Genomic DNA, 25450 nt, shown 5'->3' with positions numbered 1-25450 from the left:
GCGGGCGGGCCTCGGTGCCATTGCGGCGGAGATCGTGGCGATGGCAGTGGCCATCGCCCTCTCGGCGCCTTTTCTCGTCGGGATCGTCAGGCTCGTCGGCGCGCTGGCCCTCGCGCTCGCCACGCAAGCCTTGCCCGAAGGGGCTCCGGGAAGGGTCGATCTGGCGGCGGCGCCGCGGCGTGCGCTGATCGTCTCCCTCCAGCTCGTCGCTGCGGTCGCGCTGGGCCTGCCGCTCTTCGCCGTCGCGCGGGCTTTTCTTCCCATGGGTCCGACGCTCATCCTCTTCGCCGCTGCATTTCTCTTTCTCGGAGTCCGGCTCTGGCTTTCGGTGACGCAGCTGCAAGGGCACGTCCGGGCCGGAGCGCAAGTGCTCGCTGCCGCATTCTCGCAGGCGCGCGGCGCGCCCCCCGCCGATGGCGATACCGAGCGGCAGGTCGCGCAAGTCCTGCCGGGCCTCGGATCCCCGGTACGGTTCACGCTCTCCGCGGGGAGCCCCGCCGTCGGTCGGACACTGGCAAGTCTCAACCTCCGCGGCGCCACCGGCGCAACCGTGCTCGCCATCGCGCGGGATCCTGAAGGTGTCCTGGTTCCCACCGGCCACGAGGAATTGCGCGTCGACGACGTGCTCGCGCTTGCCGGAACGCACGAAGCGGTGGATGCCGCGCGCGCAATCCTCTCGGGACAGCCGAGCTGACGTCCGGCTTGCGCCAGGTCAGCGGCGCACGTTCTTCGCGTAGCGCTGAAGCTGCACGCCGACGCCATCCCCAACGTACGCGTCGACCACGCCGAAGCCGTCGACGCTGAGCAGGCACTTCGAGACGAGCTCTTCGAACTCGTCGGAGTACCGCAGCGCGGAGAGCTTGGCACGATCTCCACGGACGATGATGAAGCCGTCCAGATCGCCGCCGTGTGGCGAGAGGAGGCATGGCTCGAACGAGTCCACCGTCCCCGTAGCCTGCTGCTTCCCCAGGTAGCCAACGAACGATCCGAACATTTCCAGCGCGTCCGCTTCACGTCCGACGACGGGCAATCTCCAGCCAATGAACAGAGCGGAGTCCGATGCCATGACATCCCCCTTCACAGGCCGTGATGGTCTGCGGCGCGTACCCTAGGACTCGGCGGCTCCGCGTCAAGACGCACTGCGCCTTGGCTGCATCGGCCGGCGCGCCTTCGACATTTCGTCTCAGCGGACGGCGAGCTGGCCGATCGCGAAGTCCGCCATTTCCGCAATGTCTTTCCCGAGCCGATCGCGGACGGCGGCGCGGTAACCGACAGGCAACGCGTTGCCGTCGAAGATCGTGCCGGTCGTCGCGTTGGAAGCGAGCTCCAACCGGACGGAGTACATCACAGCGCCGACGGTCAACGTGGTGTCCGTCGTCTTCGCTCCCGCGCCCGAAGCCTTCTGGCTGACCCCGGTCAACAGCGTGCCCGCGGCAGGCCCGGACGTCGGCAGGGCCGCGGCGACCGCTTTCGGAGCAATGCCGAGCGCGAAGTTCGTGACGCCGGCGACCGCGGCAGGCTCGACGAGCAGCGGGGTGCCCGCCACGGCGCGGTCTCCGGCGAGCGGAAGGTTGAATCCGGCGCCGTAGGCGGCCACCAATCCGTTGCCCGCGACGAGGTCGAGCTGCACGGCGGCCGGAGTGGAGCTCGCGGCGTTCAGGACGAGGCGGACCTTCCCGCCGGCCGCCGGATCCGTGTAGACGAATCCGTGCACGTTGGTCGTCGCGCTGCCGGTGATCGTCACGTCGCCGATCTGCGCGGCCGTGAGACTCTGCACGCCGAGTGAAATGAACCTGGCCCTGATCGTCACCGAGCCACCCTGGGTCCCATCGAACGTCACATCGGCTGGCCTCGTCGCGAGGGAATCGCTGCTCGTGAACGTCACCGCGCCGGCATAGTCGGTGAGGACGTTGTCGAATCCGTCCTTCACCGTGACGGTTCCGGTCGCATCGGCGCCGGCGTTGACGTCCACGGGCAACGTGATCACGAACTGCGCCCGGCCGACGTCGATCGTCACGGTCGCCTGGCACGAGAATGTGTTGGTCGACTCGGCTGCCGTCACCGTCTGTGGTCCGGCGCTGAGCAGGCGCGCGCTGTACACGCGGGAGCCGCGGTTGCTCGAAGGGTCGAAGGCCGAGGCCGGCGAAAGCTGCGCCCGCGCGTCGCTGGAAGTGAGCTGCACGACGCCCGCGAAGCCCGTCGAGACGTTGTCGAACAAATCGTACACGGTGACGCGCAGCGGGACCTGCGAGCCCGCCGGAGCGGTGGCCGGGAATTGCGAGACGGCGCAGGATACCGCTCCGGCGGCGGCCACGGTGAAGCTCATCGAGCCGGACGGGACGCCGCTCGCAACCGTGAGCCCCTGCGCCCCGGCGGTCTTGAACGTGATCTGGAACCCGTGTTGGCCGGCATCCGCGGGCGTGAACGTGTATACCGCGGGCAGGTCGGATTTCGCGTCGGTCGAGTTGAAGGTGACGGCGCCGCGGAAGGCCGTCGCCGTGTTTGCGAAGCCGTCATATGCCACGACCGTCACGTCCGCGGGTGCTCCGGCGGTGGCCGTCACGGTGCCTTGGAGCGCAAAGGTGACGACGTCGCCCGGCTCCACCGTGATCTGGCCGGTTGATCCCGACAATGCTCCGTCGGTGACCGAGATCGATCCGGCCGGGGCCTTCGCCAGCGCGACGGCGACATCGCGGGTTCCCTGCGAGAGCGGTCCGGGCGCGGGAAGGCGGGCAAACATGTCGGTGGAATTGAACGATACCGACGCGCCGTAGTCGACGGCGAGATTGCCGTGGAGGTCGACCGCGCGGACACTCAAGCCGAACGGCTCGCCGGCCATCACCGCGGACGGAGCGCGCGAAAGCAACAAGGCCTGTGCCGGTGCATTGGAGATCGCAAGCTCGATGCTTCCCGTGGCCGAGCCTGAGGTCGCCACGATCGATTGCAGCCCGGCGGTGTAGAAGCGGATGTTCCCCACCGTCGCCACGCCCCCTTCGCTGCCCGTGAGGACGGCATTGGGGATGGAGGGCGCCGCCAGATCCGAGGTCGCGAAGGAGATGGTGCCGGCGAAATTGGTCACCGCATTGCCGAAAGCGTCGCCGAACTGCGCCGTCAGGGTGTGCGGATCGTCGACCTTGAAGCTGCCGCTGAGGCGGAGCTGGATGCGCGCGGCCGCTCCGGACCGCACGGCGATGGCCGCCGAGGTCACCATGAGCCCGGAGACGGCGGTGTCCCGCACCGTGAACGTCTGCGCTCCTTGCGTCCGGAAGGAGAGGGCGAACGATTTCCGGCCACTGTCCACGGAGTTGAAGGCACCATCGACAGGAAGGACCGCGGCAGCGTCGCTGCTGCTGAATCGCAGCGTGCCTCGGTAGCCCGTCGCCGTGTTCCCGAACGCGTCGCGCGCGGCGACCGTCACCGCGAACGTGTCTCCCGCCGCCTTTGCCGCCGGAATGCCCTCCAGCGCCAGCGATGCCGCGGCCGCTGAAGCCACCACGGTAAAGCCGGTGTCCGTCGCGGCGTTCTCGTCGGTGGCTTGGAGGACGTGGAGGCCCGCCGTCCTGAACGTGACCTGAACGGTCCTCTGTCCGCGCTCGGCGGCCGTGAACGTGAACGGCGCGGGCACCGACGCGGCCTTATCGTCGGTGGTCAGCGTGACGGTGCCTTTGTACCCGGCGAAGGCCCCGCCGGAAGGATTGAATGCCAGGATCGTCACCGCAGTCGGCTGGCCGGCGGTCGCCGTGCGCGCCATCGTCACCAGGAGGCCGTGGGGGGAGCCGCTGGTGCTCGTCACCGTCACCGTCGCGGTATCGGGGTTCGCCTTCTCGCCGCCTCCGCATGCCGCGAGCACCGCGACGGCCGACGTCAGCACGATCCGGATGGATGGACTTGCGATGCGGTGGGTCACGGCGTGCTCCCGAATTTGGCGAGGAGGGCGGTGAGGTCGTCCTCCTGGATGAGGGCGGGATTCGCGCCGCCGAGATCGAGGTTGCTGTCGTACCAAGGCGCGGTGGGCGGATTGGACAACGGAGGATTGCCCAGCGGCGCGACACCCATCCGCGTCGCCAGCGCCGACAGATCGAACCAGTCGATCACGCCGTTGCGGTCGTAATCGCCACTGCCGGCGATCTGCGTGGCCTCGCTGCCGACGTGGATCTCCCACATCCCTCTCCCGAAGGTGGAGGCGCGCACGTCGCTGCCGTTCTTCGAGATGTAGACGTCGGTGATCCGCACCAGCGGCAGGCCGATGCCGACCCGCGCCCAGGTCTCGCCGCCGTCGGTCGTACGATAGAGGCCCAGCTCGGTGCCCGCGTAGAGAGTCTGGTCGGTGGTGTCGCTGTAGTCGTAGCGCACGACGTAGACGGGGACGTTGGGAAGATCGCTGGTCCCGTTGCCGTGGAACGGAATCCATGTGTTGCCGCCGTCGGTGGTCTTGAAGATCCGCCCGACCTCGGCCGGAAGCGGAATCACCGCGAATGAATTGGCATCGAGTCCCGCGGGAGCGTTGCTGGAGACGACGAACGACTGCCGGGGATCGGTTCCGCCCAGGCTCGATGCATTGCGCGGGAACGCCAACGAGCTGGTGAAGGAAACGAGGACGGTATTGCCGTTCGCATCGTTGGCCCGGAGCGAGACAGGCACGCCGACGGTGGTCGTCGCGAGCGTTCCGCCGAGCTGGGTCTTGTCCGTGACGACCGCGAAGCAGCCGGAGTTCAGCGGCAACCCGTAGAGCCGCGCCGAGACTCCGTCCAACGTGTATGGCGGCGAGGCGGTCGGGCCGATGCCGCGGACGGTCCGCGCCGCCGTCGAACCGCAACCCGTGATGCTCGGGACGCCGGGCGGCGAGGTTGTGAGGCGCACCGACAGGACGGCGTCGTCGTCAGTGGGGCGGAAACGCCAGAGGTTCTGGTTCGACGCGCTCAGCACCCAGCCGTCCCCGAGATCGGCATAGCGGATGAAGAACGGCTCGACGTCGCCCAGGGGCTGGAGCGCAAGCCAGTTGCTCCGCTCGGTGCCTCGCTCCACGCGCGTGGCCTTGCCGCAGTCGCGCGCGCGGGGCCGACAGAACCGGCGCGAGCCCTGAACGGAGGCCCAGAGCGTCGGATTCTTTCCTGTGGGGTCGAGAGCGACCGCCGTACCGATGCCGTCGCCGCCGATGAGCTGGTCCCAGACCTTCAGCTCGACGGAGGTGGCGATCCCCTCGTCGTCGCTGTTGAGCAGCCAGCGTGTCCCGTTGTCCTGCAGGCCCGAATAGAGCAACGACGGGTTGCCGGTGGTGGGATCTCCCGACCCCACCGAATACATGAGGTGCGTGGTGATTCCGTAATCGGGGAAGTCCCAATGCACCTGCTCGCCGAAGTCGCGGTCGAAGAGATCGCGCGAGACAAAGAGGCCGCCGTCGCTCCCTCCGAAGACGACTGCCTGGCCGCCGACGCGGCTGACCAGGGCCGTGTGCCAGTCGGCATGCGCGTAGGGGAGCGGACCGCTGATCATGGGAGGCATGCCGCGGCTCGTGGTGCCGCGGCCGCTGCTGGGAAGCCAGTGACTGGTATTCTCCCAGGTTGCGCCGCCGTCGCGGGTGCGCACGCTGCAGAAATCGCCCGCCGCGATCACCCGATCCGGATTTCCCGGATCGACCGCGATCGCCAGGTCGTAATACGACTGCCCGTGACCGAGATTCATGTTCGTGCAATCGGTGCTGCGACTGGTCGGGTTCAGCAACACCGTCGCCGGCGCGGAGACGCGCGCCTTCAACGTCCAGGTCCCGCCGCCATCGTCGCTGCGGACGATCCCGATCGTCGAGCTGTTGCCGGTGTTCTCGTTCTGTGATCCGGCCAGCGCATAGACCCGCGCGGTGGCCGGATCCGTCGCCGGCGCGACCGTCACATCCATGCGGCCGATACCCGACGCGCCGGCCGCGGAAATGAGGGTGGCGAGCTGGCCGGAGTCGCGGACCGACGTCCAGGTCACCCCGTTGTCCGACGACCGCCAGATGTCGCCCAGGTTCCCCGGCACTGTCTGGTTCGGGGCGGGACAGACCGTCGCGCCGATGATCTGCAGCGCTCTGTTGGGCCCGTTGAAACCGGGGCAGGCATATACACCGCTGGCGATCCAGCTCGTTCCGCCCAGCCAGGCGATCGACCAGGTGCCCTCGCGCGACGTCGTATACGGGGCCGACTTGGGAAGAGTCGCGATGGTGAACGTCGCGCCGCCGTCGGTCGTGACGAAGAGCCCGGCATCGGTGGTGAAGAAGACGTGGTTGGCGTCGTTGGGATCGGCGGTCACCTCGCGCACCTGCTGCGCGAAGACGGTCACGTTGTCGGCCGGGTGCACCGCGGTGAGGATCTGCGCGGTGGTCCAGGTCGTGCCCCCGTCGACGCTCTTCGCCCATCCGCCGAACTGCTGGTCGGAGGCGTCGCCAAGCCCGACATAGAGCACGCTCGGATTGCTGGGCGCGATGTCGAAGGCGCCGATGGCGAGCGACCCCAGCGAATCGGTGAGCGGCACCCAGGTCGGTGTCGATCCCGCGGCCTGGCTGCTGTTGTTGAAGCTGGCATTCTTCCAGATCCCGCCGCCGGAGGTGCCGATGTAGACGAGGTTCGCGTTGGTCGGATGGACCTTGATGGTCATCACGCGGCCCGTGTCGGCTGCGGCGTAGTAGGTGCCGTTGAACTGCGTGCGCGCCCAGTACGGGCCCATCGAGCGCCACGGAGCGTTGCCCTGGACGGTGGGACTCACTGCGAAGGGGTCCTGGTCGGTGGGAGCGACCGAGGCGTCGTTGCCGAGGCCGAGCCAACGCTGCGTCTCCTGCTGCGCGATGCGACCGAGCTCGGCGTTGAATTGCGGCGTCCGGATACCGAGCTCGGCGGCGACGTAAGCTGCGCGCAGCGCCGCGTCGTCGCGCTCGCCCGCTTCGGGATCCGCTGAGTCCGTGACGCCGTCGCTGGAGCCGGCGACCTGGGCGTCCGGGTCGGCGAGCGGAATCGACGGAAGCGAATCGTCGCCCCGACGCGCGGCGTCGATGGCCGCCGCGATCAGCGCTTGCCTGCGTTCCACCTCCCATGCCCGATACGCCCGAGCCGCGGATGGCGCGAGCAGGCTTGCGGCGAGCAAAGCGGTGCCTGCGCCAATGACGAAAACCTTTTTGTTGGGCTGCACGTCGGCCCCCAGGGCGGCGAGGAAGGGGGTCGGAGAGTCGCCCGTCGAGGGTGCTCATGTAAAGCGCCGAACATTTGACGCGCCGCGAAAGTTACAGTCGAGGCGATGGCGACCAAGCGGCGCGACCGGGGCCGGCACCGGGCAAATAGTGGCCGTAAAACCGCACCTTAGGTGAGCTAGCGGCTAGCCGAGCGGTGCCGTTTTTTCGAGGTGTCGCTCGGCCGGAAGGGCGGGCTCGTCGGCGATATCGAGCAGTTGCTCGAGGATGGACTCGTACAGCGCCATCACAACGTCGCGGTCGTGGTGCGTCTCGACGAATCGCCGGCCGTTCTGTCCGCGCACGCGACCCTTTTCCGGGCTCATCGACGCGTCGATGATCGCCATCGCCAGCTGCTCCGGTTCGCCGGGAGGCACGCAAACTCCACAGCTCGCGTCGCGCACGACGCGCGGCGCGTCCCCGCCATCGGGGAAGCTGGCGACGATGGGCCGACCCGCGGCCATGTAACCGAGCAGCTTCGACGGAACCACCGGGCAAAGCAGCGACTTCTGCAGCGTCGCCAGGCACAGGTCGGCGGAGGCGACGACCTCCGGATACTCGCCGCTGCTCACGGCGGGCATGAAGCGGATGTTGTCCAGGCCGAGGCGGCGCGCTTTTTCCCGCAGCCGTCCCTTCTCGACGCCTTCGCCGACGATCAGCACGACGATGTCGGGATGCGCTCTCAGGAAGGTGCCGGCTTCGACGACGGTATCGAGGTCCTGCGCAAACCCGAGCATTCCCGCGAAGAGGACCACGAACTTTCCCTGCAGCCCGGCTTTCTCGCGGTACCGGGTTTCGCGCGACTTCGGCTGGATGAGGCGCGTGTCGACCCAGTTCGGCACGACCGCCACCTTCGCGGCCGGAACCCCTTCGCGGCCCATGTACTCGGCATTGCCGCGCGAGTGCACGGTGATCTGCTGGACGTTGCGGTAGACGGTCTTCTCGATCCACTTGAGCATCCGGATCAGCGTCCGGTTCTTCAGGATGCCGAGGTCGATCGCGTACTGCGGCACCAGGTCCTGCACGTTCAGGACGTGCGGGATTCCCTTCACGCGGTGCAGCACCGCCCCGACGATCCCCAGCGCGAGCGGCGGGGAGTACGCGAGGCTCACGTCCACGTTCTTCACCCACAGGGCGGCGATGAGGTAGGCGAGCGCATTGAGAATCTGTCCCAGGCCGCGGAACAAGGCGGGGGCGTGGGTCCGATGGATGGCGAGGGTTGGAATCCGGATGACGCGCACGCCGGAACGTTCCTCGACGTAGGGGAGCTGAAGCGGCCCGATTCGACGTCCATGGCTCCCCTCGGGAGGCGCGGTGATGACGGTGACGCGGTGGCCCCGGCCGACGAGCGACTCGGCCAGTTCCCACATGAGCAGCGCCGCCGAGCGGACTTCCGGAGGAAACGTCGTGGTGAGCACGAGCACGTTCATGGACTGACCTCCAACTCGCGCGGATGAAGTGCGTGTTCGAACAGGCGAGCCTTCAGCGCGTTCACGATCCGGGCGCTCGCATGGCCGTCGCCGAACGGATTCGTTGCCCGCGCCATGCCCGCGTAGACGCCCGGCCGGGTCAACAGCTCGTCGACGGCGCCGACGATCCGATGGACGGAGGTGCCGACCAGGCGGGCGACGCCGGCTTCAACGGCCTCCGGCCGCTCGGTGGTGTCGCGCACCACCAGGACCGGCTTGCCGAGAGCGGGCGCTTCCTCCTGGACGCCGCCCGAATCGGTCACGACGAAGTGCGCGCCACGCAGATGGGTGACGAAGTCGAGGTAACCGAGCGGTTCGAGAAGATGGATGCCCTCGGCGTGTCCCAGGAGCTCGCGCACCGGTCCGCGGATCTCCGGGTTCGGGTGGACCGGATAGACGACGGCCAGATCCGGATGCCGCGCGGCAATGCGTCGCAGTGCCTCGCAGACGCGGCGGATGGGCATCCCGAAGCTCTCGCGGCGGTGCGCGGTCACCAGGATGTAGCGGGGACGATGGCCGAACCGGGGCTCGTTGGCGGGGGCACGCGCCGCGGCCATGAGCAGCGCGTCGATCACCGTGTTGCCGGTGACGAGAACGTCGCGTGCCGCAACGCCCTCGTTGAGTAGCGCGCGCGCTGCGGAAAGGGTGGGAGCGAAGTGGACGTCCGCGACCGTGCCGACGATGCGCCGGTTGATCTCCTCCGGGAACGGATTGAAGCGATCCGCGGTCCTCAGCCCGGCCTCGACGTGGCCAACCGGCACCCGCGCGTAGAAGCTCGCGAGCGCCGCCGTCATCGCCGTGGTGGTGTCGCCCTGGACGATGGTGAAGTCCGGGCGCACCTCGGCGAGCACTTCCGATATCCGGGTGATGGCGCGAGCGGTCAGATCCGGAAGCGTCTGACCCGGCTTCATCAGGCCGAGATCGATCTGGGGGCGCAGCTCGAACGCGCGGATCATCTCGTCGAGCATCTCGCGGTGCTGGCCGGTGACGCAGCTCACTACCGCGAATCGATCGGGTTCACCCTCGAGCGCCTTGACGACCGGCGCCAGCTTGATCGCCTCCGGCCGCGTGCCGAATACGACCAGGATCTTCTTCGGTGCCCGCGCGCTCACGGAGACACCTATCGGCCGACGACGGAGCGGACGGCGGACGAGACCCCCGGACCGAAGCTGGCGCACTGGCGGATGTTCTCCCAATTGTCGCGGAACCAGCGGATCGTCTGCTGGAGCCCGTCCTCGAACCGCGTGGAAGGCTCGTAGCCGACCAGGTTCCGCGCCCGGTCGACGGAGGCGAGCAGCCGGTTCTTGGTGTCCCACTTGCGCTTGGCGACGATCTCCACGCCGGCCTTGTTCCCGGTGGCCTCGTTGATCATCTCCGCCAGCGTTCCGATCCGGATCTCGCGCTCGGAGGCGAGATTGAACTCCTGCCCTGCGGCCGCGTCGAAGTAGCCGGCCCGGAGCAGCCCGTCGACCAGGTCGCCGACGTAGCAGAAATCGCGCGTCGCGTCGGGATTGCCGGTGATCTGCAGCGGCTTTCCCATCATCGCCCAGTAGATGAAGTTGGGGATGACGTTGCGGTACTGGCCGGGGACCTCGCCCGGCCCGTACGAGTTGAAGAACCGGGTCTTCACGATCTTCATGTCGTAGTGGTGGGAGAAGAAGTTCGCGTACAGTTCGCCGAGCATCTTGGTGATCTGGTAGGGCGTCGTCAGGTGCATCGACATGTAGTCTTCGCGCAGCGGCAGCGGGGCCTCGTGGCCGTAGATCGAGCAGCCCGAAGACGCGTAGACGAGACGCGGCACGCGGGCCAGGCGCGAGTACTCGAGCACCTTGAGGGTGCCCATCCCGTTCACCATCAGATCGCGCTCGGGATAGTCGACCGAGTTCTGGTTCGCGAAGAAGGCGGCGAGGTGGAAGACGAGATCGACGCTCTCGTTGAAGACGCGCTTCAGCGCGACGTCGTCGGCGACGCTGCCCCGGACCAGCATGACGCCGGCCTGGGAAGGAATGTTCCACTCGTATGCGGCCGAGAAGTCATCGAGGATGATGACCATGCGCGCGCCCTCTTTGACCAGAGCGCGCACCAGGTTGGTTCCGATCGAGCCCCCGCCTCCGGTCACGAGGACTCGCTTCCCGTCGTAGCTTTGTCGGTACGACACTTCCCCCCCCCGCGTTGCCCGGCGTGCACGACTCGTTCGAATCGTGACGGCCCCCAAAGCCCCCTCGCCGTAAATCGAACACGCCGCCCTTGGTTGGAACGTTAAGCACCGTGCCGAAGCGCGCAAGACCCGCGGAACTGCTCGGGTTCAGGTCCGAGCGCAACGTCGCGCACGCAACAGTTCAGCAGAAGACAGACGCGTCTCGTCAGACTTCCGGCGAAGCCGTGCTCATCCGGTTGCCCGCGATCGCGCCGTCCACCGAGAACGCGCCGCCACCGGCGAAGATCAGGGCCACCGCCAGCCCGAGCGCGAGGATGTGGTACTCGAATCCTTCGCCCTTCTGCGTACCCGCCCAGTTCATGAAGAAGCCGACCTTCGCGTGCACCATGATCAGCGCGCCGGCCATGACGCAGCCGATGCCGAAGGCGGCGATGCGGGTGAGAAAGCCCAGGATCAACAGGATCGATCCGCCGAACTCCGCTGCCATGACGAGGACGGTCACCCACGGGGGCAATCCCATCTTCGTGAAGTATTGGATGGTGGCGTTTGCGCCGTATCCCCCGAAGAGCCCCAGCACCTTCTGAGCGCCGTGGGGGAAGAACACTAGCCCGAGGGCGAGTCGCATGAACAGCGCGGCAAAGTCGGGATCGGTCCGTAGCAGTCGGCTGGCCATCGTTTCCTCCCTTACGGAGCGCGATGATGCGCGCGCCTCGAAGCGGCTGGCAAGGCGTGCGCTCGGTCGACTCCGACTGAAGTCGTACGGTAAATGACTCATCGCGGCTTGACCGAAAGGAAGCGCGTGGCGCATCAGGTCCGCTCCGAGGCGGGCACTGAACATTTCGGAGACTCATCCGCGACGGCGGTCGCCGCGCAGTGCCCGTGTGTTCGCTTCAGATAACCAAAGGAGTTCCGTAATGTTGCCCCGCATCCCCGCACTGCTCCGTAGAACGGCACTCGCCGCCGCAGCGGTCATCGCAATGCTCATGTCGGTCCCGCAGGCGCATGCGAAGGTCACCCGGATCATCGTTGATTCGACGGCGACCCTCTCCGGCCAGGATATCCCGTACGAGACGATCACCGGGCGCGCGTTCGGTGAACTGGATCCCAAAGACCCGCACAACGTCCTCATCACCGACATCGGGCTGGCGCCGAGAAACGAGAACGGCAAGGTTGACTACATCACCACCTTCTTCATCGTGAAGCCCGTCGACATGACGCAGGCGAGCGGGCTGATGTGGCACGACGTCCCGAATCGCGGCGGCCGCATCACGATTACGCCCGATCTCCGCAACTCGCACGATGTCGGTCTGAGCAGCGGCTGGCAGGGCGACAACGCGGGAGGGACCGCGGTTCCCGCTAACGCGTCGACCCTTACGCCCGTGACGCCGACCACCAACGAGTGGGTAAAGACGCCGGTCCTCACAGGCGTCACGGGCCGAATCCTCGGCCGCATCGTGAACCGCAGCGGCACCAACCAACCGCTGAACGTGATGGGCAACCCGATTCCGTACTTCCCCGCGAACTCGGCCGACAACACGGACGCGGTCCTGAAGGTGCACACGCACGAGACGCTCACAGGCGTCGTGACCGAAGGCGACACGATCCCGAACAGCGACTGGAAGTTCTGCTACGGCGCGGGCGCGACGTTCGCTTCGGCCGGCACGACGACGCCGAGCTTGCCGGTGCGTGTTTGCCTGAATGGCGCAGTTCGCAGCTTCGACCCGGCGAAGTTGTACCAGCTCGTCTACACCGTAAAGGACCCGTACGTGCTTGGCGCCGGTACGGCGGCGTTCCGCGACGTCGAGTCGTTCTTCCGCTACGAGACCGCGGATTCCCACGGAACGGCGAACCCACTCCTTGCGCAGGTTCCCGGCAAGATCAAGATCAAATGGGCGATCATCCGCGGCTCCTCGCAGTCGGGAAACTTCACCCGGCACTTCATCTTCCTCGGAATGAACCAGGACGAAGCAAACCGGATCGTCCACGAAGGCGCCTGGCCGCTGATCGCTGGACGCCGGGTCGCCAACAACTCGCGCTGGGGCCAGCCCGACGGCGTGCTCGAGCTTTACCAGATGGGCAGCGAAGGGCCGCAGTGGTGGCACTCGTTTCCGGACCGCGTTCGCGACCTTCCGCCGGGCGGCATTCTGGATCGATGCAGCGAGACCGACACCTGCCCGAAGATCATTGAGACGTTCGGCGGCGCGGAGGTGTTCGCGCTGAAGATGACGACATCCTGGGTCGGAACCGATCCGAAGAATGACATTCCTCTGCCGGACAACGTGCGGCGCTATTACCTGCCGAGCTCGACACATGGTGGCGGCGGTGGGGGCTTCAATGAGGCGATCCCGAACGTCGGAGCCGGATGCCCGGGCAACAACTATGGCGTCGGAAACTTCAGGGCCAATCCGGTGCCGGCGACCCAACTCGTCAACCGCCTGCGCGTCGCGCTGCGCGAGTGGGTGATGCATGGAACGCTCCCGCCCGACAGCGTCTGGCCAAGGATGCGCGGACCGAAGAATGACCGCACTCTCGTCGAGCCGACGAGAGCGGCGATGGGATTTCCGAGGGGCGTCCCCGGCATTCCGGACTCGATCTTCGCTCCCGAGAGCTTCGTCAACCCGGTTCTCGATTACGACTGGGGCCCGGATTTCGACGAGTTCAACGCGACGGGAACGCCGACCAACGAGCCGCCGCCGATCAAGAACGTGATCAAGATGCTGGTGCCGAAGGTGGATTCGGACGGGAATGAGCTGGGCGGCGTTCCCACCGTGCTGCGCGATGCCCCGCTCGGCACGTATCTAGGCTGGAACATCACCGCCGGCCCCGGCGACCCCAACTATGACGGGCGGCCGTTCCACGCCGGGCAGACCTGCAACTACGTCGGCGGCATGGTGCCGTTCGCGAAGAAGACGTCAGACAAAGCGGCGGACGACCTGCGGCCATCCCTGGAAGAGCGTTACGGGACGCACGCCAAGTACGTCGCCGCGGTCAAGGCTGCAGCGGATAACGCCGCTTGCCAGGGGTATCTGCTTGCAGGGCCGGACGCGAAGGCGATGGGCGCCAAGTGCACGACGTCGATCCCCGCGGGTTTCCCGGATGACTGGGCGCAGCTCGTGACCGCGGCGCAGAACAGCAACGTCTGCAACCAGCCTGGCGACGGCGGCAAGTGCAATCCTGCCGGGCCCTGACGCTCGACGATGCGGTCCTAGTGACGAAGGGGGCGGCTCGCGAGGGCCGCCCCTTTGTTCGACCTACTTCACCGTTGCGGTGAAGACTTCCTCCATCTTGATCCCGCGCGAGCACCCGGGCGCGGGATCGAGGTTGGCGCGGCTGTCGACCCACAACGGATGCGCGATGCCACCGAACGAGGCGACGCCTGCGTAATCGCCCTGCTGATTGCCGTAGTTGATCCCCGTGCAGGGAAAGACGCCGTTGCAGTCGTGCTCGTTCGACGTCGCATTACTGACGCGGATGTCCGCGGCGAAGCTGGCGGCGCCGTCGTTCGAGCGGGCCAGATAGAAGTCGGTTCCGTAGCGCTGTCCGGTGGTGTCGTTGCGCGTGTCGTAGAACGCGATCACCACCTGGCCGGTCACTGCGTCGACTGCGAGCCAGTGGTTGAACCGGTCGACCGCGAACGGGAGTCGGTCGCCGACCGCCCGCGCCGCCGACCAGGTCGCGCCGCCGTCGCCCGAGGTCGACAGGAAAATGTCGGTCCCCATGTCGCCTACGTCCATCCACGAACAATACAGGCGCCCGCGGTTTGGACCGGCGGATCGGTCCGTGTCGCAAGCGGGGTACACGAGCGCGCGCCGGCTGAACTCCGCCGGGATTCCGGCATCGAAGGGAATCGTCTTGGGAGAGATGACGACCTGCGGCGAGAAGGTGGCGCCGCCGTCGAGCGAGCTGGAGAAGGCGATGGTGTTCGCTGCGTAATCGTTCCAGGCTACGTACAGCTCGCCGTTCGGACCGACGAACGGGATCGCCCCGATGGCACGGCCGGGTCCGTGCGGCTCGTCGGCGCGGGCCACGCTGAAACTGGCGCCGGAATCCTTGGATCTCGCGACCAGCACACCGCCGCCCGTTGCCGAGCCGCCAGCCGCGGCGTCCCAGGCAATGTAGACACGGTCGCGGAAGGGCGAGCCCGCGGTGCGGTCAGCGGTGATCATTGGCTTGTCGTTGAAGTGATCGGTGCCACCCGAGAACCAGAAGAACGTCGCCTGCGGCCAGGTACGTCCGCCGTCGGTGGAGCGCGCGACCGCCATTTGTGTGCCGTTGATCCCGTTGCCGTGACCGAAGAACACGACGATGTATCCGTAGAAGAGGTTCCCCTTCGAGTCGAAGGCCAGCGTCGGGTCGGAGCCGAAATCGATGCCATTGGTCCCCTTGGCCGGCGGCAACGGTAGATCGGCTCCGCCCCAGCTCTTGCCGGCGTCGCTCGAGAAGTAAGCGCGCATGGGCAGGCGGAAGATCTCGTTCGATCCGCCGGCGATCACCTTCGTGTCCTTCATCGTGATGTACGTCTCGGACTGTGGTCCGCATTCGTTCGAGACGTCTACGTTCGTGCCGTACGCGATCGACTGCGTGGCGTCGCCCACGGCGAGCGCGCCGCCGTTCTGGATGTACTGGTATTTGTCCCACCAGGTGGGATCCTTTGGGTCGAGTCCTGCTTGTGCCGATGAAGTGATGACGAGCGCGGCGAGCGCCGCGAGGAAAGTCAGGTTCCGCATGATGACGGCTCCGGGTGCAAAGGGGCCGGCAGCATGAATCATTTGTCGAGTTGGCCGGCATGAGACCTTAGTCGGAGCGACCGGCAACGCCCTCGCGTGTCGCGACGTCTACTGCATACGCGAAGGATCGCGCGGGCCGCCCGGCGACCGCGGCGGCGGATCGGAGTACTCGTATCCGGCGGCGCTCATCGCTTCGGTGATGTAGGCCATGATCCGCTTGTCGAAATAGGCGCACATCAGGGCGCTGGCGGCGAGGGCGTTCGGCGGTGGATCGCCGTGAATATGCGGCAACCAGCTCTCCAGCCTGCCATCGGCGCGGAGCACCAGGGCAGCATCGAAAGGGGCAATCCGGATGGTCGTTTTCATCTCTTCCTCGTTGCGCGCGAGGATGGCAGGAGGGTCCGACACGCGGCGCTCCCCGTCCGTCGATGGACACGTTAGGATACGTGGTCGAGGAGGATGCAAACGATGAGGATTCACTCGCGCTGGCTCGTGGCGGCATCGCTCATCGCCTTGGTCGGAGTGGCCACCGGTTGCGTCCACACGCCACCTTCTCCCGTCGCGAAAGACGAGAAGCCGAAGATGGAGAGGATTCTCGTGACCGGTTCCCACATTCCGCGCACGGTCGAGATGCGCTCCGGGCTGGCGAACACGATTTCGCCGGTTCGGATCTATACGCGCGATCAGCTCAGCGACACCGGCCGGTTTTACGATCCGGCTACGGCCCTGCGCGCGCTCGATCCCTCGCTCACGTACTGACCGACGAACCTGTTCCGCTATGGCGTTTGCGACTCCGTGAGCGGGATGGGGAAGGCGGCGTGGATGACGTCATCCGTCGTGTCGATCGCGACGTGGCTGGCGTCCAGCTTTCCGTAGCGACGCAGGTCGATCCAGCGGTGCCCTCCCTCGAAAGCAGCGAGTACCGCTTCTGCTTGAGCAACTCGTCGAAAATATTGCTGGAGTTCAAGCCGCTGGACGCCGCGAGGCCGCCCGACTGCACCCAGATGAGGTCGATGTCCGCAATCGCCGGGCCGGTGTTGTTCAGCGCGATGTTTGCTTCCGCCCCGATGAAAGTCTGATAATGCGTAATATCTTTTGAGTATCGAACTGCGGGCGTTGGCGGAACCGTGCCATTGCTGCATTCTGCGACCCCCTCTGCGGGAGGTCGCATGCGAATCCTGCTGCTGGTCGCGTCGTTTGTCGTTTCCTTCAGTGCCCGCGCCATCACCCTCGACGAGCTCTTGGCAAAGAACCTCGCCGCCCGCGGCGGCGCCGCGAACGTGCAGAAGCTCAAGACGCTTCGTCTCACCGGGCGCGCCGTCTTCTCCGGCATGGGACGCCGCGGATCTGCGATCGAGATGGCGTGGGCGCAGGTACAGACGCGTCCGGGCCATTTTCGCTCGGAGGTGACGCGACAGGGACTCACTGCGGTGCAGGCCTGGAACGGGAAGGAAGGGTGGAAGCTGTCGCCATTCCGCGGCCGCCGCGAGCCGGAGCGCGCCTCGCAGGATGACGCGCGCGCGCTCGCCCAGGACGCCGACATCGAAGGCCACCTCATCTCCTGGCGTGAGAAAGGAAGCCGGGTGGAGTACCTGGGCGTCGAAGACGTCGACGGCACGCCCGCGCACAAGATCCGCGTCGCCCTGAAGGACGGCGACGTGCATTACGTCTTCCTCGATCCGGACGCGTTTCTCGAGATCCGCATCGTCAACGAACGTCGCGTGCGCGGCAGCGAGCAGGTCACCGAAGCCGACCTCGGCGCATACGGCCTGGTGGCCGGCGTCTGGATTCCCACCTCGATCAACCAGGGCCGCAAAGGCGCTCCGAGGACGGCGCACTTCATCGTCGAGAAGGCCGAGGCGAACGTGCCCGTCGACGACCGCGTCTTCGAGTATCCGCAGGGCACCATCGGTCGCGAGATTGTCGCCGGTCCGGACGCGCGTCCGCCTTCCTTCGAGGCGCCGCCGGCCCCGCCGATGGCCAAGGTCTCGTTCGACGAAGGCGTCATCTCCGGCCTGGACGCGCGAAACATCGGGTCCGCCACCATGAGCGGCCGCGTTTCCGCCGTTGCGGCAGCGAACGTCGACGGCAAGACGCTGGTCTACGTCGGCGCCGCCAGTGGCGGCGTTTGGAAGAGCCAGGACGGCGGCACCCGCTTCGTGCCGGTCTTCGACAAGCAGCCGGTCCAGTCGATCGGAGCCATCACCATCGATCCGCGGGACCCGCGCACGGTGTGGGTCGGTACCGGGGAGACCTGGACGCGCAACTCCGTCTCCATCGGCGACGGCATCTACAAGTCCACCGATGCGGGCGAGACCTGGGCGCACATGGGGCTGGCCGAATCCGAGCGGATCGCGCGGATCGTGGTGCATCCCAAAAGCTCCAACGTCGTCTATGCGTGCGTCACGGGAAAGCTCTGGAGCGACAGCAAGGAGCGCGGCGTCTACCGAACCACCGACGGCGGCAAGACCTGGTCCCTCATCCTCAGCTACGTGGGAAACGCCTCGACGGGCTGCTCGAGCCTGACGTTGGATCCGCAGAATCCGGACGTGCTCTTCGCCGGCACCTGGGACTTCCGCCGCAAGGGCTGGACGTTCCGCTCGGGAGGAGACGGGCCGAACGCGCCGAGCGGCAGCGCACTTCTCCGCACCGCCGACGGCGGCAGGTCCTGGAAGACCATCGACGGCAACGGGCTGCCGCCCCATCCTTGGGGGCGGGTGGAGGTCGTCATCGCGCCCTCGTCACCGAAGCGCGTCTACGCGTTCATCGAATCCGAGCATTCCGCGCTCTACCGCTCCGACGACGGCGGCACCAAGTGGGCTGCGCTCGATCGCAGTCAGTCCATGGTCTGGCGGCCCTTCTACTTCGCGCGGCTGGTCGTCGATCCCACCAATCCCGACCGCCTCTTCAAGACGAACCTCAACCTGATCGTCAGCGAGGACGGGGGTCGCAGCTTCTCCGACGCCAGCGGAGGATCGCACGGCGACTGGCACGATCTCTGGATCGACCCGCAGAATCCGAAGCACGTCATCGGCGGCGACGACGGCGGGCTCTGGCAGTCCTTCGACGGCGGGAACCGGTGGTGGAAGCAGGAGAACCTTCCGATCTCGCAGTTCTATCACGTGGCTCTCGACGGAGCGGACCCCTACCACGTCTACGGCGGGCTGCAGGACAACAGTACCTGGGTGGGCGACTCCGCCTACGGCGGCGGAGTCAGCAACCGGCGCTGGGAGAACCTCTACGGCGGTGACGGATTCTGGGCAGTGCCCGATACCTCCGATCCGGAGGCGGTCTACGTCGAATCGCAGGGCGGCTTCATCGGGCGCGTCGATCGCCGGACGATGTCGTCGCGCGACGTGCAGCCGAAGGCCTTGTACAAGGAGAAGCTGCGCTTCAACTGGAACGCGCCCATCGCCGCGAGCCCGACGCAGAAGGGCGTCGTCTACATCGCGGCGCAGTTCCTCTTCCGTTCCAGGGATCGCGGCGACACGTGGGAGCGCATCTCGCCCGATCTCACCACCAACGATCCGGAGAAGCAGCGCCAGGAAGAGTCGGGCGGCATCACCGTCGACAACTCCTCGGCGGAGGCCCACACGACCATCACCGTGATCAGCGAGTCCCCGCGCGACGCGAACACCATCTGGGTCGGCACCGACGACGGCAACGTCCAGCTCACCCGGGACGGGGGAGGGCACTGGACCAACGTCGCCGGAAACGTCTCCGGCTTGCCGAAAGCGAGCTGGGTCTCGTGGGTCGAGGCGAGCCGCTTCGAGCCGGGAACGGCGTACGCGGCGTTCGACCGGCACAACTTCGGGGACATGACGCCGTGGGTGTACCGCACGCAGGACTTCGGGAAGACATGGATGCGCATCGGCGGTCCCTCCGCTCCCTTGCGCGGTTATGCGCACGTGATCAAGGAGGACACGCTGAAGAAGGACCTGCTCTTCCTCGGAACCGAGCTGGGACTCTTCATCTCCGTGGACGGAGGCAGGAACTGGGCGGAGTTCCGCGGCGGCGAGTTCCCGCGCGTGGCGGTGCGCGATCTCCAGATCCATCCCCGCGACGGCGATCTGGTGCTGGCGACGCACGGACGCGGCATCTGGATCGTCGACGACCTGACGCCGTTGCGCGCGCTCTCGAACGACGTGCTGGCGAAGGACGTGGCGTTCGTTTCCGGACGTCCATCGCAGCAGCGCCTGTTCGCGGGCGGCGGCTGGTCGGAGGGCGACGCCACGTTCATCGGCGAGAACCCGCCGAGCGGCGCCCTCATCACCTACTACCAGCGGGCGCGGCACCTCTATGGGCCGATCGAGCTGGAAGTGCTGGACGGCCAGGGGAAGCTCGTCGATGCCATCCCGGCGAGCACGCGGCGGGGCCTCAACCGGGTGACGTGGACGATGCAGCACAAGCCGCCCCGCGTCCCCCGCGCGGCGACGGTGACGAACTGGGGCTCTCGCGGTCCTCGCGTGATGCCCGGGACGTACACCGTGCGGCTGCGCAAAGGCGACAAGGCCGTGGAGTCGCGCATCGAGATCGCGCTCGACCGGCGGGCCACCTACTCGCCCGATGACCGGCGCAAGAACTACGACGCGGCGCTCAAGGTGGTGGCGCTGTTCGGCGACATGAGCACGCTGATCGATCGCATCGACGCGGCGCAGAAGGGCACGGCGGAACGGACGGGGAAGCTGGCGAAGGGTGACCCCCTGGTGCCGCGGCTTGCGGCCGTGCGTGAGAAGCTCGAAGAGGTGAGGAGGAAGATCGTCACCACCAAGGAGGGCGGGGCGATCACCGGCGAAGAGCGCATCCGCGAGCACACCGATTATCTGTACGGAGCGCTGCTGCGGTACGAAGGGAAGCCGGCGGAGTACCAGGAGGCGCGCATCGGCGCTTTGCGGCGGGAGCTGGACGACGTCCAACGCGACTTCGATCAGCTCGCGGCGACGGAGGTGAAGGCGCTGGATGCCGCTCTGCAGGAGCGCAGCCTGGCTCCGATCCCCACGACGGCGGCGGTGGAGACGCCGCGCCCGACGACTGCGGCGCGGGAGCAGTAAACGCGAGCTCCGATTTCTGGCTCGATCGGCCCTCGTGGCGGACAATGTCTCTCACCGCGACCGCGGGAGCGACATGGAGATCCTCTTTTTACTTGTCGGGCTGCTTTTCATCGCCTTCGGGTTGCTCGTCCTTGCCGCTGAAGTCCGCACACGGCGTGGCGCCTGCGAGGTGCGTGGCGAAGTGGTCGGATTTTCGACGGCGGAGGGTGGCGCGTCTGCTGCCAGGTATTTCCACGCGGTGGCGCAATACGTGGGGCTCGACGGCGCCACCCGGTACCTCGAAGGCTCCGTCGGCTCTTCGTCGCCGCTCGACTCCGTCGGCGACGCCGTCACCGTGCTCGCTCAGCCAGACGATCCGGAAAAGGCCGTCATCAAGTCGCCGCTCTCATACATTCTCGGAGCCGTCGTCGTTCTCATGGGGCTCGCGTCGTGCGTCATCTTCTTCGCCATCTTCCGGATCAGCACCTTCTCCGTTGCCGGAGCGGTGGTGGTCGTGAGCTGTGGCGCCTGGAAGCTCCACGGCGCGATCCGCGACAAGCCCCTGTCCCTCGCGGCCTGGAGGGATTACAAGGCCAGGCTCCTTCGCGCACGCATCTTTACGGACGCGACCAAGGGACAAATCCCGTGGGCGGACCCAGCCGCCTTGCGGACCGCCGTGGCGAACCAGAAAGCGGCGAACCGCTTTGCGATTCCATTTTTTCTTCTCTCCGGCGTGGGCCTGGTCCTTCTCGGGAGTCACCTCCGCAAGCAGACCGAGTCTTTCCTCGAGCGAGCCGTACCGGCCGCCGGCGTCGTGGTCGACATGGTCGCAAACGACTCGGGCGATACCACCACCTATGCGCCCATCGTGGCGTTCGAGGACCACGGGCGAACGTACAGGTTCAAGGATTCCGTCGCTTCCAATCCGCCGTCCCATCGAATGGGCGAGGCCGTTCGCGTGCTCTACGATCCCGGTCGTCCCGCGGATGCGCGCATCGATCGCGGTCGGTGGAACAAGGTCATCCCGATCCTGGTTGCCATCTCTGGCGGCCTGTTTTGCGCGCTGGGGATCTGGCTCGTCTGCCGGCGCTCCTGACGCGATTCCCGGAGTGGTGCATCAGGGCAGAACGCCGAGCTCATCCAGGCTGGCATCGAGCTCGGCGGCGTCGCGATAGACGCGGTAGGCGCCGGCCGCCAGCAGCTCGTCGGCGCCGTACCCGCCCGTCAGCAGACCCACGCTGAACATCCGCCCACGCCGTGCGGCGAGCAGATCCCAGACCGCGTCTCCGACGACGTAGCACTCCTCGGCCGGCACCGACAGCCGCTTCGCCGCCATCACGAACAGATCCGGTTCCGGCTTGGCCCGCGCGACGTCACCGCGGTCGACGACGACGGTCGTCTGCGGAACGGACAACGCTTCGAGGGATGCGTCGATCTCGGGATGGCGGCCAGAGGTCGCGATCGCGTGCGGAACGCCCACCTCGCGCAGCCGTTGCAGCAGTTGGGCGGCCCCGGGAAGCGGCCGCCGCGTCTGCGCGAGGGAGCGGAAGATCTCGCCATGGCGCGCCTGCAGCCGCTCCGCTTGCGCCGCCGAGAGCGGCCGGCCCACTTCGCGCGAGACGGCGCGCGTGAACAGGCCACCGCTCATTCCGATGCGCCGGTGGATCTTCCACCCGTCGATGGTCATCCCCGCTTCTTCCAGCGCCTGCTGCCAGGCGACCACGTGCGGATAGACCGTATCGACCAGGGTGCCGTCGAGATCGAAGATGAGTGCCCGCATGGCGCGGAGGCTACGATAGTTCCTAGGTTAGGGCATGCCGAACACAGCCTACGACCAGTTCAAGGAGCATGAGGGCAAGCGCTATACCGGCATGAAGATCGGCCGCGGTCACAAATGGAAGTACGAGGCCGGGGACTGGGCGGAGAAAAAGGTCACGCCCGACAAGTGGGAGTTCCAGTATTCGGTCGTCAAGCGGCGGAAGGGACGGGCGCCGGAAGGCTCGGGTGCGCCCCTCGGCACGGCTTACAACTGGTACATCCTCGCGCACCAGGTGGTCACCAAGCTCGACGCCAACAGCTATACGACCGAGATGGCGGGCATGAAGTACAAGCTTGCGCACAAGCGCGCCGACAAGACGACCTGGAGCGCGAGCGACCGCGCGCAGCGGAAGCGGTTGGTCCAGATCCTCCGCGAGATGATCGGCGAGCTCGAGCAACAGTCCGCGGAACCTGCTGCCCCGCAAAAACCGCAGCCAGTGAAGGCGAAATTGCCGCGCAAGGCCTCGCGTCATCGGGTCCGGCCCGCACGGCGACATCGGCGCGCAACGAGGCCTCTCGTCCGCCGTTCGGCGACGGCGTCGCGATAAGCTATTCTCCGGCAACCATCTGGTTGACAGAGTCAACTGATTGGCTCCACACTCCGGGCCATGGTCCGGCAGCTCCAGTCCAGTGCTCTCGACGATTGCGTGCAAGCCGTTCGTCGGTTCAACCGCTTCTACACGCGCAAGATTGGCGTCCTCCAGGAAGGCCTGCTGGAAAGCTCGCTCTCGCTCACCGAGGCGCGCGTGCTCTACGAACTCGCGCACCGCACAGATGCGACCGCCACCGACCTGCGCGGTGAGCTCGGTCTCGACGCCGGCTACGTGAGCCGGATCCTGCAGAGCTTCCAGAAGCGGGGCTGGATCCAGCGCAAGCCGTCGAAAGAGGACGGCCGCCGCCATCTGCTCTCCTTGACCCGCTCGGGTCGCACAGCGTTCGAGCCGCTGGATGCGCGGTCGAACGACGAGGTGCGCCGCCTGGTCGGCGCCATCGCCCCCTCCGACGCGACGCGGCTGCTCCAGGCCATGCGGACGATCGAGGGCGTGCTCGAGCCAAAGTCCAAGTCGCCTTCGCCGTACCTCCTGCGGACGCATCGCCCTGGCGACATGGGCTGGGTCGTATACCGTCATGGCGTCCTCTATTCGGAGGAATGGGGATACGACGAGCGCTTCGAAGCGCTGGTGGCGCAGATCGTCGGAGAGTTCGTGCAGCGATTCGATCTGGCCCGTGAGCGCTGCTGGATCGCCGAGAAAGACGGCGAGCGTGTTGGCTCCGTGTTCCTGGTGCGGAGCTCGAAGCGCATCGCCAAGCTGCGGCTGCTGCTGGTCGAGCCGCAGGCGCGCGGCCTGGGGATCGGAAAGCGCCTCGTCGACGAATGCATCCGTTTTGCGCGCCAATGCCGGTACGACAAGCTGGCGCTCTGGACGCAGAGCGAGCTGAAAGCGGCGCGCCGTATCTATGAGCAGGCCGGGTTCCATCTGGCGGGAACCGAGCGGCACCAGAGTTGGAGCCGCGACGACCTGGTCGCGGAAACGTGGGAGCTGAAGCTCGGTTGAGTCCCTGCGGGGTATAAGGAGCTCATGGTTACGGGAAGCTGTCACTGCGGAGGGACGAAGGTCGAAGTCAGCGTGGCGCCGTCGTCCGTCACGTCCTGCAACTGCACGTTCTGTTCGAAACGAGGGGCGCTCTGGGCGTACTACGACCTGGACCAGGTGAGACTCGTCGCGGACGAGCACAGGGCCAGGTACCAACGCCCCGGTCGTCCGGTCGCTCACCATCACTGCGCAGTGTGCGGGTGCAGCACATGGAGCGATTCCCCGGTCTGGGTCGACGGCAAGCCGCACCCGACGCAGCGGCGCCTGCTGGTCAACGCGCGATTGTTCGATGATTTCGATCTTGCGGCCGTACCGGTGCGGCATATCGACGGCCGTACCGGCTGGTGAGTTAGACTGGGGTCGAGGTATCCCGCATGTGCAGGTCCCACGCTCATGTCCGTCTGGCGTTCTTCGCGGTGCTCCTGGTCGCCTGCAAGACCGGAAGCCCGAACACGGCGATCGGCGCCGCCGTCACGACCGCCGCCGGGCTCAGCGCATCCGTAGCCAATCGCGCGGCAGGTGGGTGCTATGCAATCTGCACCGCCGGGACCGTCTGCAATACGAGGACCGGCCTCTGTGACCGTGAGGCGTGCGACGGAAGGTGCGGAGCCGGTGAGGTCTGCGAGGAAACCTTCAATGGAAGCAAGTGCGTCGCAGGCACGACGGGGGTCGTGACGAAGGCCGACCGTAGCGGAGTCGTCATTCCCGTCGCGCCGATCGTGCAAGCGCCGGACTCCAATCACGCCTCGCCTACCATCGTACCGGCGGCGGAGCAGCGCGATCCACCGAAGTGAGCGTGCGCTACAGCATCCAGCCGAGGCGCAGGTGGAGCGAAGGCAGGGGGTAGGTTGCGCCCAGATCCGCGAGGTTGTCCACCCGGTTCCGGACGTCCGCAGTGGCGCCGGGCGGCACCGTCACCGTGCGATCGGAGATGAGCTTCAACTGGATGCCGAGATCGAAGCCGATGACGAAGCCGGGATCGAACCGCCACATCCACCCCACACGCGGGGTCGCGTACCACGTCGTGAGGTCCACGGTTGCCGTCTGCGGCCCGAAGGCGGTGTTCTCGGTCACTGCACCCTTGAGCGCTTGATGCCCGAACGATGAACCGACGAAAAATCTGCCGCGGAACAGGAACACCCGCAGATCCAGATCGAACGCGTTGAATTGGTCGAGTCGGGCATCGGTGGACCCGCCCTTCGCGCCGGCCAGCTCGAGCAGCGGATTGGCGATGAACGCTGGAAAGTCGCTGTATCCAATCCCGACGGCGAAGAGATCGACGATGCGCACCAAGACTTCGGCGTCGATCGGTCTCGGCAGGCTGACGACTCCGAGCATCGCCGCGACGTGCACCGGACCCGAATCCTTCTCGTCGCGTCGATCCTGGGCGCTCGCGGAGAGGGGGAGACAGATGAGCAGCGCGGCCACTGCGACTCGATCGGGCATTGCGCCCTCAAA

Annotated in this window: 19 protein-coding genes and 2 pseudogenes (1 of these 21 only partly in view); 10 read left to right on the top strand and 11 right to left on the bottom strand. The window is 66.9% G+C overall.

From position 1 onward, the window contains the following. A pseudogene (locus E6J58_08440) lies at window positions 1–694 on the top strand (hypothetical protein) (it extends 1292 nt beyond the left edge of the window). Between the two features lie 18 nt (window positions 695–712). Here E6J58_08440 and E6J58_08435 read toward each other — a convergent pair. The 7 genes from E6J58_08435 to E6J58_08405 all read right to left on the bottom strand — a co-directional run bounded on the left by E6J58_08435 (window position 713) and on the right by E6J58_08405 (window position 11495). Continuing rightward, a complete protein-coding gene (locus tag E6J58_08435; protein TMB38853.1) occupies window positions 713–1066 on the bottom strand; it encodes a hypothetical protein in 354 nt (117 codons plus the stop codon). A gap of 117 nt (window positions 1067–1183) precedes the next feature. Further along, window positions 1184–3907: a hypothetical protein gene (locus E6J58_08430; GenBank protein ID TMB38852.1), complete on the bottom strand. Its 2724-nt coding sequence runs from the start codon at window positions 3905–3907 to the stop codon at window positions 1184–1186. Further along, on the bottom strand, window positions 3904–7158 hold the full coding sequence (locus tag E6J58_08425) for a hypothetical protein (GenBank protein ID TMB38851.1): 3255 nt from the start codon (window positions 7156–7158) through the stop codon (window positions 3904–3906). The genes E6J58_08430 and E6J58_08425 overlap by 4 nt, the downstream gene beginning before the upstream one ends. 183 nt (window positions 7159–7341) lie before the next feature. Then, the gene (locus tag E6J58_08420) at window positions 7342–8625 is read right to left on the bottom strand and encodes a glycosyltransferase family 4 protein (GenBank protein TMB38850.1); all 1284 of its coding nucleotides are present in this window, start codon (window positions 8623–8625) and stop codon (window positions 7342–7344) included. Continuing rightward, window positions 8622–9749 (bottom strand): UDP-N-acetylglucosamine 2-epimerase (non-hydrolyzing), encoded by a 1128-nt coding sequence (locus E6J58_08415; GenBank protein TMB38857.1) that lies wholly within the window; start codon window positions 9747–9749, stop codon window positions 8622–8624. Before E6J58_08415 ends, E6J58_08420 begins: the two co-directional genes overlap by 4 nt. A gap of 35 nt (window positions 9750–9784) precedes the next feature. After that, the gene (locus E6J58_08410) at window positions 9785–10822 is read right to left on the bottom strand and encodes an NAD-dependent epimerase/dehydratase family protein (GenBank protein TMB38849.1); all 1038 of its coding nucleotides are present in this window, start codon (window positions 10820–10822) and stop codon (window positions 9785–9787) included. Window positions 10823–11027: 205 nt separating this feature from the next. Beyond that, entirely contained in the window at window positions 11028–11495 is a 468-nt protein-coding gene (locus tag E6J58_08405) for a DoxX family protein (protein TMB38848.1), read from the bottom strand. Window positions 11496–11736: 241 nt separating this feature from the next. Here E6J58_08405 and E6J58_08400 point away from each other — a divergent pair. Further along, a pseudogene (locus E6J58_08400) lies at window positions 11737–13854 on the top strand (hypothetical protein). A gap of 219 nt (window positions 13855–14073) precedes the next feature. Here E6J58_08400 and E6J58_08395 read toward each other — a convergent pair. Together E6J58_08395 and E6J58_08390 are read right to left on the bottom strand one after the other, a co-directional pair. Next, the gene (locus E6J58_08395; protein TMB38847.1) at window positions 14074–15549 is read right to left on the bottom strand and encodes an exo-alpha-sialidase; all 1476 of its coding nucleotides are present in this window, start codon (window positions 15547–15549) and stop codon (window positions 14074–14076) included. 108 nt (window positions 15550–15657) lie between these two features. After that, on the bottom strand, window positions 15658–15957 hold the full coding sequence (locus tag E6J58_08390) for a hypothetical protein (GenBank protein ID TMB38846.1): 300 nt from the start codon (window positions 15955–15957) through the stop codon (window positions 15658–15660). Window positions 15958–16017: 60 nt separating this feature from the next. Here E6J58_08390 and E6J58_08385 point away from each other — a divergent pair, with 60 nt between their 5' ends. The 4 genes from E6J58_08385 to E6J58_08370 all read left to right on the top strand — a co-directional run bounded on the left by E6J58_08385 (window position 16018) and on the right by E6J58_08370 (window position 21675). Further along, entirely contained in the window at window positions 16018–16308 is a 291-nt protein-coding gene (locus E6J58_08385; GenBank protein ID TMB38845.1) for a hypothetical protein, read from the top strand. 59 nt (window positions 16309–16367) lie between these two features. Next, the gene (locus E6J58_08380) at window positions 16368–16628 is read left to right on the top strand and encodes a hypothetical protein (protein TMB38844.1); all 261 of its coding nucleotides are present in this window, start codon (window positions 16368–16370) and stop codon (window positions 16626–16628) included. 897 nt (window positions 16629–17525) lie between these two features. Continuing rightward, window positions 17526–20600 carry a sialidase gene (locus tag E6J58_08375; protein TMB38856.1) on the top strand — a complete coding sequence of 1025 codons (3075 nt, stop codon included), beginning with the start codon at window positions 17526–17528 and terminating at the stop codon, window positions 20598–20600. Beyond that, window positions 20509–21675: a DUF3592 domain-containing protein gene (locus tag E6J58_08370; protein ID TMB38843.1), complete on the top strand. Its 1167-nt coding sequence runs from the start codon at window positions 20509–20511 to the stop codon at window positions 21673–21675. The genes E6J58_08375 and E6J58_08370 overlap by 92 nt, the downstream gene beginning before the upstream one ends. Before the next feature lie 21 nt (window positions 21676–21696). On the opposite strand, the gene E6J58_08365 is transcribed toward E6J58_08370, so the two are convergent. Beyond that, window positions 21697–22359 (bottom strand): HAD family hydrolase, encoded by a 663-nt coding sequence (locus E6J58_08365; GenBank protein TMB38842.1) that lies wholly within the window; start codon window positions 22357–22359, stop codon window positions 21697–21699. A gap of 34 nt (window positions 22360–22393) precedes the next feature. Here E6J58_08365 and E6J58_08360 point away from each other — a divergent pair, with 34 nt between their 5' ends. From E6J58_08360 to E6J58_08345, 4 genes are read left to right on the top strand one after another with little or no spacing between them, the layout of a single operon-like run. Next, window positions 22394–22945 (top strand): hypothetical protein, encoded by a 552-nt coding sequence (locus tag E6J58_08360; protein ID TMB38841.1) that lies wholly within the window; start codon window positions 22394–22396, stop codon window positions 22943–22945. Window positions 22946–23005: 60 nt separating this feature from the next. Next, a complete protein-coding gene (locus tag E6J58_08355; protein TMB38840.1) occupies window positions 23006–23953 on the top strand; it encodes a MarR family transcriptional regulator in 948 nt (315 codons plus the stop codon). 24 nt (window positions 23954–23977) lie between these two features. Then, window positions 23978–24340 carry a GFA family protein gene (locus E6J58_08350; GenBank protein TMB38839.1) on the top strand — a complete coding sequence of 121 codons (363 nt, stop codon included), beginning with the start codon at window positions 23978–23980 and terminating at the stop codon, window positions 24338–24340. Window positions 24341–24366: 26 nt separating this feature from the next. Continuing rightward, window positions 24367–24786 carry a hypothetical protein gene (locus E6J58_08345; protein ID TMB38838.1) on the top strand — a complete coding sequence of 140 codons (420 nt, stop codon included), beginning with the start codon at window positions 24367–24369 and terminating at the stop codon, window positions 24784–24786. Between the two features lie 7 nt (window positions 24787–24793). Here E6J58_08345 and E6J58_08340 read toward each other — a convergent pair whose 3' ends face one another. Then, window positions 24794–25438, bottom strand: a complete 645-nt coding sequence (locus E6J58_08340) for a hypothetical protein (GenBank protein TMB38837.1) — start codon at window positions 25436–25438, stop codon at window positions 24794–24796. Between the last annotated feature and the right edge of the window lie 12 nt (window positions 25439–25450).

It is taken from the genome of Deltaproteobacteria bacterium (assembly GCA_005879535.1).
GTDB lineage: Bacteria > Myxococcota > Myxococcia > Myxococcales > 40CM-4-68-19 > 40CM-4-68-19.
This window is presented reverse-complemented; position numbering and strand designations above follow the sequence as displayed.

Bases quoted from the DNA above. Each gene is read 5' to 3' on its own strand.
- E6J58_08405 (TMB38848.1), bottom strand. From the start codon at position 11,495: ATGGCCAGCCGACTGCTACGGACCGATCCCGACTTTGCCGCGCTGTTC.
- E6J58_08420 (TMB38850.1), bottom strand. From the start codon at position 8,625: ATGAACGTGCTCGTGCTCACCACGACGTTTCCTCCGGAAGTCCGCTCG.
- E6J58_08350 (TMB38839.1), top strand. From the start codon at position 23,978: ATGGTTACGGGAAGCTGTCACTGCGGAGGGACGAAGGTCGAAGTCAGC.
- E6J58_08385 (TMB38845.1), top strand. From the start codon at position 16,018: ATGAGGATTCACTCGCGCTGGCTCGTGGCGGCATCGCTCATCGCCTTG.
- E6J58_08395 (TMB38847.1), bottom strand. From the start codon at position 15,549: ATGCGGAACCTGACTTTCCTCGCGGCGCTCGCCGCGCTCGTCATCACT.
- E6J58_08345 (TMB38838.1), top strand. From the start codon at position 24,367: ATGTGCAGGTCCCACGCTCATGTCCGTCTGGCGTTCTTCGCGGTGCTC.
- E6J58_08340 (TMB38837.1), bottom strand. From the start codon at position 25,438: ATGCCCGATCGAGTCGCAGTGGCCGCGCTGCTCATCTGTCTCCCCCTC.
- E6J58_08375 (TMB38856.1), top strand. From the start codon at position 17,526: ATGGCCAAGGTCTCGTTCGACGAAGGCGTCATCTCCGGCCTGGACGCG.
- E6J58_08365 (TMB38842.1), bottom strand. From the start codon at position 22,359: ATGCGGGCACTCATCTTCGATCTCGACGGCACCCTGGTCGATACGGTC.
- E6J58_08370 (TMB38843.1), top strand. From the start codon at position 20,509: ATGCCGCTCTGCAGGAGCGCAGCCTGGCTCCGATCCCCACGACGGCGG.
- E6J58_08360 (TMB38841.1), top strand. From the start codon at position 22,394: ATGCCGAACACAGCCTACGACCAGTTCAAGGAGCATGAGGGCAAGCGC.
- E6J58_08355 (TMB38840.1), top strand. From the start codon at position 23,006: ATGGTCCGGCAGCTCCAGTCCAGTGCTCTCGACGATTGCGTGCAAGCC.
- E6J58_08435 (TMB38853.1), bottom strand. From the start codon at position 1,066: ATGGCATCGGACTCCGCTCTGTTCATTGGCTGGAGATTGCCCGTCGTC.